Genomic DNA, 14,994 nt, shown 5'->3' with positions numbered 1-14,994 from the left:
CGCCACTTTCACAGACTCCTGTTAAATTTCGGGTTCAATTCTATGATAATTCAAAAGTCTTAGAGAACGATGAAAGATCTAAAACTGGGAAAGTATCTGACGCTGGAAACCTTTTGTACTTGCACTTTGACCTATCACAAATATGCTGACCAGATTAATCCTTATCCCGAGTCTGAAAAAAGTCTGGTTGCCATTCAAGCGTTAAACCAATGGATTCTCGATCCGATTATTGATTGTTTTGGATTGGAAAGATTTAAACTAACTTATGGATTTTGTTCTAAAGATTTAAAACGATTTCTCGAAAAAAAAGATCCGATTACCGGATTAAAAAATGGTCGGGTTGCGCCGAATATCGATCAGCACATGGCGCACGAAGTAAAAAAAAATGGTCAATATTATTGTAATCGATTGGGGGCGGGTTGTGATTGTCAAATCAAAGATTTAGACAGCGACGAATTTATTGATTGGATTGTCGCCCAAAAATTACCCTTTGACTCCCTTTATTTTTACGGCAAAAGTAGACCGATTCATCTCAGTTACGGCCCTCAAAAGAAAGGCGATATCTGGACGTTTAACCCTGCCGGTTTACCCACAAAAAAAGGCACCGAACGTTGGTTAAAATAGCCAAAAGTTTTGTAGGGGCGGGTTCGGTCTTAATTTATCATCTCCCACAGACAACTGATATAAACCCGCCCAGTCGTCATTAGAAGTCAGAAGTCAGAAGTCAGAAGTCAGGAGTTCAGGAGTCACCGAAAAACTGATCAGTTGGGCGGGTTTATAGAAGTTATTTGTGGGAAAACAAACATTTAGGCAGAACCCGCCCCTACAGCACTAATAACTGACAACTGAAAAAACTGGTCACTGTAAACTGTAAACTGTAAACTGCCCTCTGCCCTCCGCCCTCTGCCCTCTGCCCTCTGCCCTCTGCCCTCTTAAGACCGACACAAAGCCGCTTTTCGACTATCAAATAATTTAACAATGCCATCTGTTACCGTCTTTTTAACATGAATATCACAACCGCTTAAAAACTCCTCAGCGGAAATCACATTTTGAAAGAATTCTTGGGCGCGGTCTCGTTGATGTCGAATCTCATCAAACCCCATAGACTTGACCATATAGGTAGCTAAAGGAGAGTTTTTAATATCATAAGAAGCGCTTTGAGTCCGGCCTTTATCTAACAGCGTTAAAACCTGCTGTTCTAACTCATTTTTCGGTTCGTGGGGGTGGTCAATTTCCGGTAAAAAATCAACCAAAGAAGCCGCGACAAAATTTTCCGTTGGCATTTCTCCCATCAAAGTTGAAACCGGAATCACCCGCCCAAACCGCAGAGAAAGTGCTTCTAAAAACGCAATTGTAAATAACTTGCTACCCAGATAAAGGCGTCCGACTTCAATATTCTTGCGAGCGCGTTTAACTAAATTTTGATAAACCGTATCATCCGGGTATCCTTGAAACTGATGAAAGATCACTTCCGGCTTAATAAAATTGAGAAAGCCTTCCATTTTTTGTAAGGCGGTACGATATTGATGAATTGTATAAGAACTGGAATATTTCAGATGATGATTGGTTTCCGGGAGTAAATTCCAAGTATTATCTAAAAAACGAGCCGGATTCGGATGAGCAAAACTGCCAACATCACGATTAGAAAGACGAACAGAACTAATAATAGTCGCTTTCCAATCCTCTTGAGTTAACTTCAGATCTAACTGTTGAGTAATCGTTTCTAAGCGACGATATAAAATCTCACTATTGCTCAGTCCTTCAGCGTTGGGAGTCCGAAAGGGAATTGTTGCTTCAATACAAGCGACAATTTGAAGAATAAATTTCGGCGGTAAAAACGGCTCAAGAACCTTAGCGGCTACCAAAGCACTCAAAAACTCGTTTTGACCTTCCAGAGGAGAAAGAGTTTGACCGCCAGAAAAATTAAACACCCGCATCACCATCTCAAAGCTGCTATCAGCCGGCAACTCCGAAGCATCTCGAATCACCAGATGTTCTCCGGCCTGTCGAACAAACGGAACAATATAATAAGTCAAATTAAAGTTAACACTTTGATCGACCTGTACATAAACAACATCGTGAAATAAAGCCGCTAGCACCTCAATGGCATCTTCAGACCCGCCAACCTCAAAAATATGTTCTGGGGTGTGAAAATAACGCCAAGGCCCGGTCATCGTCTGAACAATCAGTTCAGTAATTTTAGCCAAGTCTTGATATTCTAGAGCAATATCAAGCTGTTTCATCGCCCAAGCCAACTTCTCAAGACACTGTTGGTTATAATCCTGTTCAACACTCATTTGCCGATCGCACACTACGTTTGTCATTGTTTCGATCACCCAACGCGGCGAAAAATAGAATTTCCCATAGTGTAGGCTATAAATTTTCCTACAAAGGTTGATATCTTAATTTAATTATGCACTCTCTGTTTCAACTGTCATACCGATTACCCCCCAAAAACAACTCCCGCAGTCAAAGCAGACAAACCAGCGATCGCCAACACCACAGACAAATGAACGGATCTTTCCCAGACTCTCCTATAGGATGCAAGATAGGTATTAACTGACAGACAACTCCCTGCCGCGAGGTTTGAGATGACCAAAACTTCTCCACTCAGCCAAAATATTCAGGTAATGGTCAATTGCCCGAATTGTGGCATTTTAAATTCAGATGGTGCAAATTACTGTATGGAATGTGGCACATCTCTGTATAAAGTATGTTCCCACTGCCAACACAAAAATTCACCCCAAGCCAGATATTGTACAGAATGCGGTACATCCTTAAAAAATGACAATCACCCTGTCGCCCCCACTCCCTCCACCCCTCCAGAACCCACCCCGATCCGGCCCCGCCGAACGGCGTCAACTGACGGTAATGTTTTGCGATCTGGTCGGTTCAACGGCGCTCTCCGAAGAACTCGATCCCGAAGAACTGCGAGAACTGATTCAAAAATATCAGGAAACCTGCGCCGAAGTCGTTCTTCAATACGAAGGCTACATTGCCCAATATCTCGGAGATGGGATCTTAGTCTATTTTGGCTATCCGTTAGCCCACGAAGACGACGCCGGACGAGCCTTAAGAGCCGCCTTAGGCATTATCAAAGCGATCGCCACCCTCAAACTCGGCTGTATTGCCAACCGCTGTCTGCAACTGTCTGTCCGTCTGGGCATTCACACGGGCTTAGTGGTGGTTGGGGAAGTCGGCGCCGGCAATAAACGCGAACAATTAGCCATCGGCCAGACCCCGAATATCGCCGCCCGACTGCAAGGCTTCGCCGAACCCAATACGGCCGTTGTCAGTCCCACGACCTACCGACTGGTACAAGGGATTTTTGAATTTCAGTCCTTAGGTCAACATTCGCTCAAAGGCGTATCAACTCCGGTTGAAATTTACCAAGTGCTGCAAGAATCGGACTCCTGCAAGCGCCAGAAAGTCGCTCAAAGCAGTTGGACTCCCTACGTGGGCCGAGAAGCGGAACTCGAACAGCTGCAAGCCATTTGGGAAAGAGTCAAATCCGGACGCGGAGAAGTGGTACTGTTGATGGCAGAAGCCGGCTTTGGAAAATCCCGCCTTGTCCAAGCTTTCCGAGAACGGATCAGCAACGATGCTTATACCCTGCGGGAAATTTTTTGTTCTCCCTACTATCAAAATACCCCTTTTCATCCGATAATCGAACTGATCGCCGAACGAGTCTTAAAACTGACTCGCGAAGACACAAACGCCCAACAGTTGGCTAAACTCGAAGAATTCCTCGACGCTCATCAAATTTCTCGGGCTGAGGCGGTTCCTTTGTTCGCCCAGTTACTTTCGATCTCTGTCGATGAACAACGTTATCGGCCTTTGAACCTGTCGCCCCAGGCCACGAAACAAAAGCTGTTAGAAGTGATGCTGGCGATGATCCACAAAGCCGCCAGCCAACAACCTCTATTGGTGGTTGTCGAAGATCTCCACTGGATCGATCCGTCTACCCTAGAACTGGCTGATCGCCTGATCCGGGAAGAAACCCATTATCCCATCCTCCGAATTTATACCATGCGACCGGGTTTTCAATCCCACTGGCTGCGACTGCCTCACGTCAGTCAAATTAATCTTAACAACCTGACGGCTAATCAGATCGAACAAATTATTCAGGGCGTTACGGGCGGTAAGCGGCTTCCCTATGCGGTGTCTAAACTGATTGTCGAAAAAACGGATGGGATTCCCCTGTTTATCGAAGAAATGACTAAAATGGTGGTGGAGTCCGGGCCGTTTAAAGAAACGGAGGACACCTACGAACTGACAGGCCCCCTACCCACCCTGAGCATTCCCGACACCCTCAAAGGTTTGTTGATGGAACGGCTCGATCGCCTCGATGGGGCCAAAGAAGTGGCTCAACTCGGCGCTACCATTGGTCGGGAGTTCAGTTACGAATTGTTGCGGGCGATCGCGCTTAACCCCGTACCGAGCAGCCCTAACGAGCCGGGGCGTCGGGCGGTCGTACCCATCAATTTGAATGAAAGTAGCATTATTCGCGGCCTGGAAAAGTTGGTCGAGACGCGATTATTGTTTGTCGATGGGGAACTTCCCAAAGCGGTTTACAGCTTTAAAAATGTTTTGATTCAAGATGCGGCTTATGATTCTTTGCTCAAAAGTACCCGGGCGCAATATCACCGTCGTATTGCTCGGGTTTTGGAAGCGGAATTTCCGACTTTAACTAGCCGCGAACCGGAATTGCTCGCCTATCACTACAGTAAAGCCGGATTGCCTTTTTGTGCGATTGATTATTGGCAAAAAGCCGGAGAAAAAGCCTTTTTGGGTTCGGCGAATGAAGAAGCCATCGCTCATCTTAAATCCGGTTTAGAGTTGATTGATGATCTCAAAGCCGAACAAGGTCGGACAATTTCTTTACTGGGAGGACCTTCGAGTATTGAGTTGTTAAAGCAAGAACTCGAACTGCAAACGACCTTGGGTAAAGCTTTGATTGCCACAAAAGGTTACGCTTCTCTAGAAGTTGAACAGAATTATAAACGAAGTCGGGAAATTTGTCAAGAATTGGGAACGACTCCCCAATTGTTTTCGGTGTTGTGGGGACTTTGGGGCTATCATGCGGCGCGATCAGAACATAAAATTGCCCTTGATTTTGCGAGCCGGTTAATGGGTTTAGCCCGACGTCACAATGACCCGATTTTAGAGATGGAAGCCCGTTTTACTCTCGGATTTGCTTTATTTTATCTGGGACGGTTACAAGCGGCTCACGAACATTGGAAAACTAGCTATGAATTGTATCAAAAAACGAACCGCACCTGTCAGACTTGTTTGACCGGACAAGATGTCGGAGTTGCCAGTTTGTCTTATATGTCGCTGAGTGCGTGGTTGCTCGGACAGCCAGAAGCTTCCCTTGAGTACAGTGAAGAAGCGATTCATTTGGCTTTGGAGTTGTCTCATCCATACAGTACGGGGTTCGCTTTGTCAATGAAGGCGATGTTTCATCAACTGCGTCAAGAACCAGAAGCGGTTCAACACCAAGCGGAAGCGGCTATAGCTTTGGCCGGCGAACAGCGGTTTGAGTTTTGGTTAGGCACTGGGATTATTATGCAGGGTTGGGCGTTGGTTGAACTCGGACAGGCTGACTTGGGAATTAATCAACTTCGGCGGGGTATTGCGGCTCATGCGGCGACGGGCGCTAAAATTTCTTGGACCTATTTCTTGGGACTGTTAGCACAAGCTCACGCCAAAGCCGGACAAATAGAAGCGGGGTTGGCGGTTTTACACGAGGCGTTGTCTACGGTTGAAAGGACGGGTGAACGCTTTTGGGAGGCCGAACTGTTTCGACTCAGAGGTGAGTTAATGTATGTTAAAGGTGGGGGCGGACAAAATTTGCACCCCGAACAGGTGGCGATGCTGGTGGCTTTGGGTCAGGCGTCTGCTCCTCATTCTCAGTCGGTTGAGTATTATCTCAATAAAGCCTGTGAAATTGCTCACGCTCAGGGCGGAAAGTTGTTAGAACTCAGAGCAACTATGAGTTTAGCACGCATCTGGTCCCAACAGGGGAATTCTAAGTTAGCACAATATTTGTTAGCGAAGGTTTACAGCCAATGGCCCGCCGGAGTTGAGTCTGTTGAGGTCGCTGAAGTTCAACAGTTTCTCATCTATGAAAGGCAATAGGCAGTTTACAGTTACCAGTGAATAGGGTAAAGGGTAAAGGGTAAAGGGTAAGGGGTAAGGGGTAAGAGGCAATTCTGAACTGCTGTACGCGCGCGCGAGCGCGAACGCGCTTACTCCCAACTCGGTGACGACTGGGCGGGTTTATATCAGTTGTCTGTCGGAGATGATCAATTAAGAGCGAACCCGCCCCTACTCCTGTAGGCGAAGCCAGTGCGAACGCACTTACTTCTTTCCTCCCGACTCCGGGGCGGGTTTATGTAAGTTCTTGCTGGGAAGTATAAATTCTTGCAGAACCCGCCCCTACAGTGTCTTCTGAGTTGGGTACTTCACAATTTCCCATCGATTATCTTTGACAACAATTGAAGTATTTTATATAAATTAGATTATCGGGCGATCGTTGGGGAATTGTTTTATGAATGAGGCAACATACGAAGACTTTTTGAAGTTAGAAATTAGGGTTGGAAAAATTATCAAAGCTGAAGTCTTTCTTGAGGCCAGAAAACCCGCTTATAAACTCTGGATTGATTTTGGCGAATTGGGCGTTAAAAAGTCGAGTGCAGGATTAACAAAGCTTTATCAACCCCAAGATTTAATCAATCAACAAATTCTCGCCGTTACTAATTTTCCGCCCAAACAAGTGGCTAATTTTATCTCGGAAGTATTAGTTTTAGGAGTGGTTATGGATGAAGGAAAAGTGGCTTTGGTTCAACCGGATCGAGAGGTTCCTCCGGGGCTGAGGATTTTCTAAATTCATCTTGAGAAATGAGGGCAAGTTCCTAAAATTGGGGTGGGTTCTGCTGACCCAAGTCGCTTTTCATTTGCAGTTGGCGATCGCAGAAGTGCCGCTTCGGAGATGATGGCCAAAAGTCCCTAAATGAAGCGTAATCCCCGAAGACCGGATAGGCAGCTTACCCACAAAAAATTTTAGTCTAGACAAATAGAGATACTGTGATACTCTGGAGTAAAAATTATAAAGTCTTAAGGAATTTGGAAGTTTCCTCAAGCCGAGATTTTATCTCTGGTAGGATTTCCGTTAAACCGTAGGCATGAATTCAATCAACCTTTATTTGCTCAGATATGCCAAAAGTTGTTTCCATCCACTCCTATCGAGGCGGTACAGGTAAATCAAACTTTACTGCAAACTTAGCAACAACGGTTGCACTCCAAGGATATCGGGTTGGGGTCGTAGATACCGATTTACCTTCTCCGGGTATTCATAACCTATTTAGTCTGGAACTCGAACCCACCGATAAAACCCTGAATAATTATCTTTGGGGTGATACTCCCATTGAAGAAACAGCCTATGATGTGAGCGCTAATGTGGGAGTCGAGAGTAACGGGAAACTGTATCTCGTTCCTTCTAGTTTTAAAGCCGATGATATTGCCCGTATTTTAAAAAATGGTTACGATGTCAAGCTGATGAATGACGGATTTCGTCGTCTCGTCAAAGAACTTCAGTTGGATTATTTATTTATTGATACCCATCCCGGACTCTCAAAAGAAACCTTTTTATCGATTGCTATTTCCCACGTGTTGATCTTGATTTTACGCCCGGACAAACAAGATTATCAGGGAACAGCAGTGACAATGGATGTGGCACGACAACTGAAAGTCCGCAAAATGCTATTGGTGATCAATAAAGTTTACAGCACCCTGAATCGAGAAGCGCTCAAACAAAAAGTCGAAGAAACTTATAACGAAAACGTAGCCGGAGTATTTCCCCTATCGGAAGATTTAGTGCAGCTTGCCAGCGAAGGGGTATTTTGTGTGAAATATCCAGAACACCCCGTTAGTCAGGAGTTCCAGAAAGTCGCGCAGCAGATTCAGGAGGCCTAAGTTAAGATGTCAAATCTTGGAGATATGCAGTCCCTCGCCAGTTCAATTAGTGCGATGACTTCTCCCTTTCGGAACTATTTGAACGATCTCTATGAGAAGTATAAATCATTCAACGATGGGGCGATCGCCGATTATATCCCAGAATTAACCCTCGCCAAACCGGAATGGTTTGGGATTTGCGTTGTCACCACCGACGGACAGATGTTTGAAGTCGGGGAATGCGACCAATTATTTACCATTCAGTCGATCTCCAAAGCCTTTGTGTTTGGTTTGGCCCTCGAAGATCATGGGCGGGAATACGTTAACAGCAAAGTTGGGGTTGAACCCACTGGAGAAGCGTTTAACTCGATTGTCTTGGATGAAGTCACCAACCGCCCTTATAATCCAATGGTGAATGCCGGAGCGATTGCCACAACCGATTTGATCAAAGGAAACAATAGCACCGAACGCCTGAAACGACTGCTAGAGATGTTTAAGCGTTATACCGGGCGAGATCATGAAATTAATGTTCCGGTGTTCCTCTCTGAAAAATCAACAGGCAACCGCAATCGGGCAATGTCCTATCTGATGCTCAATTTTGGCATGGTCGGCGACAAGATTGAGGATACCTTAGATATCTATTTTCAACAATGTTCGATTATGGTGAACGCCCGTGACTTGGCGATGATGTCAGCCACCTTAGCCAATGGCGGAGTCAACCCCGTTACCCAAGAACGAGCGCTTGATGAACGCTACGTGCAAGATGTGATTAGCGTGATGCTTACCTGTGGGATGTATGATGGATCGGGCGAATGGCTGTATCGGATTGGCATCCCGGCTAAAAGCGGCGTTGGGGGCGGTATTACCGCTGTTGCACCCGGAAAACTGGGTGTTGGTACGTTTTCACCCCTGTTAGATGCTAAAGGCAATAGTTGGCGGGGAATTAAAGTCTGTGAAGATCTTTCACGGGATTTTGGCTTACACTTGTTTAATGTGGCTAAACCCGAGCGCGATTTAGCCGCTTGGATTGATGGCAGTGAGATCGAAAGCTGGTGAAAAGGAAACTTTTTGGGTCATTATCACCTCTGCTGAAAGCCCTTCTATCCTTCCATCTGCCCTTGAGAGTGGTGTTGATCTTGATGTTTGTGCTACAGATCGGGGGAGCGGTGGGTTTGGTGGGTTATCTGTCCTTTCGCAATGGGCAGAAAGCGGTTAATGAATTGGCAACACAACTTCGCTCTGAAATTACAGCCCGCATTGAAAAAGAATTGAGGGGATACTTTGAAACCCCTCACGAAATCAACCGCCTCAATGCCAGCGCCTTTAAGCAGGGAATCTTGGATGTCGAAAATGCCAGCTTCGGTGAAAGCTTACTCTATCAACAGATGAGAATTGCTCCAACGGTTGCTCTGGTATACTGTGGCAGCGCCCAAAATGGAGAATTTTTCGGAGTTTTGCGATCACCGGAAGATGGTTCTTTGCAACTAACATACAGCAATCGCTCTACCAACTTTATTCGTCAATATTATCGCTTAGATGTCCGAGGTCAACGCACCTTTCTTTTGAGTCAAGCCGACAAACCCTATGACTCTCGCCAACGTCCCTGGTATAGTGCTGCTAACTTGGCTCAGGAATACACTTGGACGGATATTTATATTGCCTTTACAACAAAATTACCCAATATTACCGCCAGCGTTCCAGTTTACGATCAATTGGGGAATAATTTAATTGGAGTTTGTGCAACCGATGTTGTTTTACCCGAAGAATTTAGAAATTTCTTACAGCGTCTAAAAATTGGTAAAACCGGACAAGCTTTTGTTGTTGACCGTCAGGGATATTTAATCTCAAATTCAACCGACGAATCCTTAATGAGCGGTCAGGGTGAAACCGCCCAACGATTACAAGCGGTTGATAGTCAAGATCAATTAGTGCGAGAAACTGCAAAATACTTAGTCGAAAGTTTTAAGGGGTTTGACCAAATTAACCAAGCTAAACAACTGAGATTTAAAATTAATAACAAACAAAAGTTTTTAGAAATTTTGCCCTTTCAAGATGGTTTTGGGCTGGATTGGTTGATTGTGGTTGTGGTTCCCGAAGCCGATTTTATGGAGAAAATTAATACCAATACCCGCAACACAATTTTGCTCTGTATTATGGCATTGCTGTTAGCGATTGTGATGGCTATTCTCACGGGAAAATGGATGACTCAACCGCTACAGCGTGTCTCTCAGGCTTCCGATCAACTCGCCCAAGGTCAGCTTAATCAAGAGGTTGAACCCTGTTTTATTACTGAAATTTTGATGTTGGGAAACTCTTTTAATACGATGGCTAAACAACTGAAAAGCTCTTTTAAAACTCTAGAACGAAAAAACGAAGAATTGCGAATTGCGGAAGAAAATTATCGCAGTATCTTTGAAAATGCGCTGGAAGGGATTTTTCAATCGAGTCCTCAAGGCCGATATATTAGTGTTAACCCGGCACTGGCTAGAATTTATGGTTATGATTCTCCGACAGAGATGATGAATAGCATTACCAATATTGGCGAACAACTTTATGTTAATCCCCAACAGCGCACAAAATTTAGAGAGTTGTTACAAAAACAGGATACCGTTAAGGGTTTCGAGTACCGTTGTTATTGTAAAGATGGTAGCATTATTTGGACAGAAATTAATGCCCGTGTCGTGAAAAATAGTCGGGGTAAAGTTCTTTATTATGAAGGCATTGTCAAAGATATTACCGAACGCAAACGCCAAGAAGATGAACTCAGACGACAATTAGAAGAATTAAAAATTGAAATCGATCACAAAAAACGACAACAAGAAGTGGCAACCCTCACTGAGAGTAGTTATTTTCAGGAGGTGCAGCAAGAGATGGCAGAAATCAACTTAGATGAATTTTGGACTTAGAATTCTTAGTTTAGTTATGAATTATCCATGTTCTCTGACCCAGTGCCTCCTGTAACCTGTTCCCTCCCGAATGAGTGTTATAAGATCCACTCGGAAGCTCGTTCTCCCAAGTCTAAAGGAATACTAACAGCTTTACCGAGACGGGGTTTTTCTCGGGTATTCTCAATGTAGTCCCTAACCAACTCCACAGTCCCCCATCCGTTAAGATATTGGGCGATCGCGTTCAAGTGGGCGATGTAGTCCGCCTCACTCAAGGGAAAAGACATCTGTTCGAGATATTTCCACATGATCTGCAAGAACACCTTGCCTCGGATGCGCCGCAACTGGACATCATAGGAGACGCCCCACTTGTCCAACAGTAGCTGATGTAGTTCTTTCCCGGTCATGGCTCGCTCCTGAATCAACCCCTCATGTTTACATTTTGTAATAATAAAAGACCAAGTTAAAAAAATGTAATAATACTCTAATGATGGGAAAAGCCGTAAACAGAATCACTCTGTTTGGTTTTAACCTGTAGCAGACTTGGTGCAATAATTCAAGCTAATCTGCAATACATTTTTTGTTTGTTAGCTCCAAAGCTCTCGAAAACCAACATAAGTAAGACAGAATCAACTAGTCAATTATGACTCAAATTTCTGAAACGCCGGAAGCTCCGAATATGGGGCGTCGCCAATTTATGAACCTGTTAACGTTTGGGTCAGCCACAGGCGTAGCTCTGGGTGCGCTTTACCCTTTCGTTAAATATTTTATTCCCGCCTCAAGCGGCGGTGCCGGTGGCGGTGTCATCGCTAAAGATGCGGTTGGAAGTGATATTCTCGCCAGTGAATTTTTAGCCAAGCACAATCCCGGCGATCGCACGTTAGCCCAAGGGTTAAAAGGCGATCCGACCTACTTGGTGGTAGAAAACGACGGCACCTTAGCCGACTACGGCATTAACGCCGTTTGTACCCACTTGGGTTGTGTTGTCCCCTGGAACGGTAGCGAAGAAAAATTCATCTGTCCTTGTCACGGTTCACAGTATAATGCCCAAGGTAAAGTCGTTCGTGGGCCTGCCCCTCTGTCTTTGGCGTTGGCTCATGCCACTGTCGAAAACGACAAAGTGACCTTTACCCCCTGGACAGAAACCGATTTCCGCACGGGCGAAAATCCCTGGTGGTCTTAATAAACTGATAGCAAATCAAAAGGTGATTGGGGCGGGTACGGTGAACTGTTGGTTCTACTGTTCCGGTGTTCCCAGATCCGCTGCTATAGATAAAATTTGAGATTGGGAAGATTTAACGATAAAATTCCCGCTCTCAAGAAAAAATCCTTTGACTTTGAGCGAGTAAGAACATTACTAATGTCAAAATCCGACCAAACTGCAATGCTCCATCGTAGCATTCGGGCAACTTGGAAGATGATGCTGATTGCGATCGCAACGGTAACTTTCTTCTTCACCAGCGATATTGCCCTTCCTCAAGCGGCTGCTGCCTATCCTTTTTGGGCGCAGCAAACGGCTCCGGAAACTCCCCGCGAACCGACCGGACGAATTGTTTGTGCCAACTGTCACCTCGGCGCCAAACCGACGGAAGTTGAAGTTCCCCAGTCCGTTCTACCGGATACCGTATTTAAAGCGGTTGTGAAAGTTCCCTATGACACCGGCGTACAGCAAGTTTTAGGGGATGGTAGCAAAGGCGGTTTGAACGTTGGCGCTGTTTTGATGCTTCCCGAAGGCTTTAGAATTGCTCCCCCGGAACGTATTCCCGAAGAATTAAAGGAAGAAGTTGGCGATCTGTACTTCCAACCTTATAGCGAAGATCAAGATAATATCCTGTTGGTTGGGCCGTTACCGGGCGAACAGTACCAAGAACTGGTCTTCCCGATTTTATCTCCCGATCCGAGAACGGATTCTTCTGTAACTTACGGTAAATTTGCCGTTCATGTCGGTGGAAACCGGGGTCGCGGTCAGGTTTATCCGGCCGGAAACCAAAGCAATAACGCGGTTTACAAAGCGTCTGCTGCCGGTACCATTGCTCAAATTACCTCTGAAGAGGGCGTCGGCTATCAAATTAGTATTGAAACGCCCGACGGTAAAACGGTGGTTGATACCGTTCCTCCAGGCCCCGAACTGATTGTTTCTGAAGGTCAAGATATCACCGCAGGTCAGCCCTTGAACCAAGATCCGAACGTGGGTGGTTTTGGTCAAGCCGATACTGAAATTGTCTTGCAAAGTGCTACCCGGATTAAGTGGTTGTTGGCTTTCTTTGCTTTGGTGATGTTGACTCAAGTGATGCTGGTTCTTAAGAAGAAACAGGTTGAAAAGGTTCAAGCTGCTGAAATGAACTTCTAGAATTAGCTGAGATTCATTTGAATCTTTACGCTGAGGAGTTGGGGGTTAGTCGTGGAGGAGACTTCAAGGTTAACTTCTGACTCCTCAAATTTTATTCTTGTTCTCAAACCTGTTGACTTGGGTATCCACAAACTCTCGATTTTGTCAAGATGCTGATTTTGGGGTTTTGCTGAGTCGCTGAAAATTGGTGCGTCGCTGTTTAAGTATTTTAGTCAGGATATGCTGAGATTTAACGAGAGAATCAGGGTTGTAGGCTCTATTTTTACGTTCAGACAGAGTAACCCCTTGGGTGGTGTTTTTTCTAGTGTACCAGAACCCCTATAAATTCGTCAATAATTTAAGAAATTTTCTCAATTAAAAATCCGATTTTTCCCCTAAACTTTTATTTTTCCAAACGATTTACAGTTATCGATTAGAAAAACTTAACTTTGTGTCGGGCTTGAGTCGGAGTGGGAAGCGATCAGTTAATTTGTAAGGGTAATGAAGATAGATCTCAGTTAAAAAGGTTCAAGCTGCTGAAATGAACTTCTAGAATTAGCTGAGATTCATTTGAATTTTAATGCTGAGAAGTTAGAGGTGAGTCTGAGGGAGACTTCGAGATTAATTTCTGACTCCTCAAATTTTATTCTTGTTCTCAAACCTGTTGACTTGGGTATCCACAAACTCTCGATTTTGTCAAGATGCTGATTTTGGGGTTTTGCTGAGTCGCTGAAAATTGGTGCGTCGCTGTTTAAGTATTTTAGTCAGAATATGCTGATATTTAACGAAATAATCAGGGTTTTAGGCTGTATTTTTACATTTAGACAGAGTAACCCCTTGGGTGGTGTTTTTTCTAGTGTACCAGAACCCCTATAAATTCGTCAACTATTTAAGAAATTTTCTCAATTAAAAATCCGATTTTACCCCAAAACTTTTATTTTTCAAAACTATTTACAGGTATTGATTAGAAAAAGTTAACTTTTGGTCAAGCTTGAGTCGGAGTGGGAAGCGATCTGTTAATTTGTAATGAAGATAGATATTAGTAGAGTTTTGAAGGTGAAGTTGACTATTAATCCAGTTTCTCGGCTTTAAATGGATTAATAATAGTGAGTTGCTGAAAAATGATTAAACCATCTTGCATATCTTCAGAATACAGAGTATTTGCACCACCAGATAAGGCACTAGCAACAATTACACTATCCCAAAATGAAAGGTTATAGTTCATGCGTAAATCAGAAGCGGTAACGATAATATTGTAATCAATCTCAATGACAATACAACCCTGATAAAATTCTTGGATAATTTGTCTAATTTGAATTTCACTAACCTTAGCTTTTCTCAGTAAAACAGCACAGACTTCATTAATGACTTGGTTACTAACCAGAATGTTTTCAGCACTGGTGAGATTTGTGGCGATGTCATGCTTTTGGATTTCTTCAGCGCGATCGCTATCTGGATCGCTCAAAAATCGATATAACCATATATTAGAATCACAAAAATAAAGAGAATTTGGCATTGCTATAGTTTGTATATTTCATCCCGTGTTAATTTTCGGACACCAGGAACTGAAATCGGATTTTGAGTTAACTCAGCCAGAATTCCGGTTTGAGAAATTATTTTGGGCTGCTTGAGGACAATTACTGTTACCTCACTTTCTTCTCTTAACTGTTGTTTATATTCTTCTGGTATTTCGATGATACCTTGTTTGATTTTTGCTTTAAATTCAACTGAATTAGCCATTTTACATCTCCAGATTTGTTTGAATTATAACATAGATTGAGCGGCGACAGGATTCTAACAGAGGGTTGGGGTGTACTTTGGTGA

General features: G+C 44.2%; 12 protein-coding genes and 1 pseudogene. 9 read left to right on the top strand and 4 right to left on the bottom strand.

Going from position 1 to position 14,994, the window contains the following annotated elements:
- Positions 1 to 69 precede the first annotated feature (69 nt).
- Entirely contained in the window at positions 70 to 624 is a 555-nt protein-coding gene (locus tag ACL6C3_RS10035; RefSeq protein ID WP_413167025.1) for a hypothetical protein, read from the top strand.
- Between the two features lie 308 nt (positions 625 to 932).
- On the opposite strand, the gene ACL6C3_RS10030 is transcribed toward ACL6C3_RS10035, so the two are convergent.
- Complete coding sequence (locus ACL6C3_RS10030; protein ID WP_413168292.1) at positions 933 to 2,297, bottom strand: hypothetical protein; 1,365 nt, start codon at positions 2,295 to 2,297, stop codon at positions 933 to 935.
- 294 nt (positions 2,298 to 2,591) lie between these two features.
- Between ACL6C3_RS10030 and ACL6C3_RS10025 the strand changes: the two are divergent.
- From ACL6C3_RS10025 to ACL6C3_RS10000, 6 genes and pseudogenes are all read left to right on the top strand, one after another.
- Positions 2,592 to 2,750 (top strand): annotated as a pseudogene (locus ACL6C3_RS10025) (zinc-ribbon domain-containing protein); the annotation flags it as partial.
- 34 nt (positions 2,751 to 2,784) lie between these two features.
- A complete protein-coding gene (locus ACL6C3_RS10020; RefSeq protein WP_413167024.1) occupies positions 2,785 to 6,141 on the top strand; it encodes an ATP-binding protein in 3,357 nt (1,118 codons plus the stop codon).
- A gap of 412 nt (positions 6,142 to 6,553) precedes the next feature.
- A complete protein-coding gene (locus ACL6C3_RS10015) occupies positions 6,554 to 6,889 on the top strand; it encodes a tRNA-binding protein (RefSeq protein WP_413167023.1) in 336 nt (111 codons plus the stop codon).
- A gap of 329 nt (positions 6,890 to 7,218) precedes the next feature.
- Entirely contained in the window at positions 7,219 to 7,977 is a 759-nt protein-coding gene (locus ACL6C3_RS10010; RefSeq protein WP_413167022.1) for a MinD/ParA family protein, read from the top strand.
- 6 nt (positions 7,978 to 7,983) lie between these two features.
- Positions 7,984 to 9,012 carry a glutaminase A gene (gene glsA / locus ACL6C3_RS10005; protein ID WP_413167021.1) on the top strand — a complete coding sequence of 343 codons (1,029 nt, stop codon included), beginning with the start codon at positions 7,984 to 7,986 and terminating at the stop codon, positions 9,010 to 9,012.
- Between the two features lie 83 nt (positions 9,013 to 9,095).
- Entirely contained in the window at positions 9,096 to 10,862 is a 1,767-nt protein-coding gene (locus ACL6C3_RS10000; protein WP_413167020.1) for a PAS domain S-box protein, read from the top strand.
- A 77-nt stretch (positions 10,863 to 10,939) separates the two neighbouring features.
- Here the strand turns inward: ACL6C3_RS10000 and ACL6C3_RS09995 are convergent, their stop codons facing one another.
- A complete protein-coding gene (locus tag ACL6C3_RS09995) occupies positions 10,940 to 11,248 on the bottom strand; it encodes a DUF3067 family protein (RefSeq protein WP_413167019.1) in 309 nt (102 codons plus the stop codon).
- A gap of 236 nt (positions 11,249 to 11,484) precedes the next feature.
- On the opposite strand from ACL6C3_RS09995, the gene petC reads away from it, so the two are divergent.
- Together petC and petA are read left to right on the top strand one after the other, a co-directional pair.
- Positions 11,485 to 12,024 (top strand): cytochrome b6-f complex iron-sulfur subunit, encoded by a 540-nt coding sequence (petC, locus tag ACL6C3_RS09990; RefSeq protein ID WP_413167018.1) that lies wholly within the window; start codon positions 11,485 to 11,487, stop codon positions 12,022 to 12,024.
- A gap of 177 nt (positions 12,025 to 12,201) precedes the next feature.
- Positions 12,202 to 13,191, top strand: a complete 990-nt coding sequence (gene petA, locus ACL6C3_RS09985; protein ID WP_413167017.1) for a cytochrome f — start codon at positions 12,202 to 12,204, stop codon at positions 13,189 to 13,191.
- A 1,048-nt stretch (positions 13,192 to 14,239) separates the two neighbouring features.
- Here petA and ACL6C3_RS09980 read toward each other — a convergent pair.
- Together ACL6C3_RS09980 and ACL6C3_RS09975 are read right to left on the bottom strand one after the other, a co-directional pair.
- Positions 14,240 to 14,686 (bottom strand): PIN domain-containing protein, encoded by a 447-nt coding sequence (locus tag ACL6C3_RS09980; RefSeq protein WP_413167016.1) that lies wholly within the window; start codon positions 14,684 to 14,686, stop codon positions 14,240 to 14,242.
- Positions 14,687 to 14,688: 2 nt separating this feature from the next.
- Positions 14,689 to 14,910 carry a hypothetical protein gene (locus tag ACL6C3_RS09975; RefSeq protein WP_413167015.1) on the bottom strand — a complete coding sequence of 74 codons (222 nt, stop codon included), beginning with the start codon at positions 14,908 to 14,910 and terminating at the stop codon, positions 14,689 to 14,691.
- Between the last annotated feature and the right edge of the window lie 84 nt (positions 14,911 to 14,994).

Origin of the sequence: Capilliphycus salinus ALCB114379 (assembly GCF_047276495.1) — a bacterium.
Taxonomy (GTDB): domain Bacteria; phylum Cyanobacteriota; class Cyanobacteriia; order Cyanobacteriales; family Microcoleaceae; genus Capilliphycus; species Capilliphycus salinus.
Note: the sequence above shows the minus strand (reverse complement) of the source record. Positions and strands in the feature narration are given on the sequence as shown.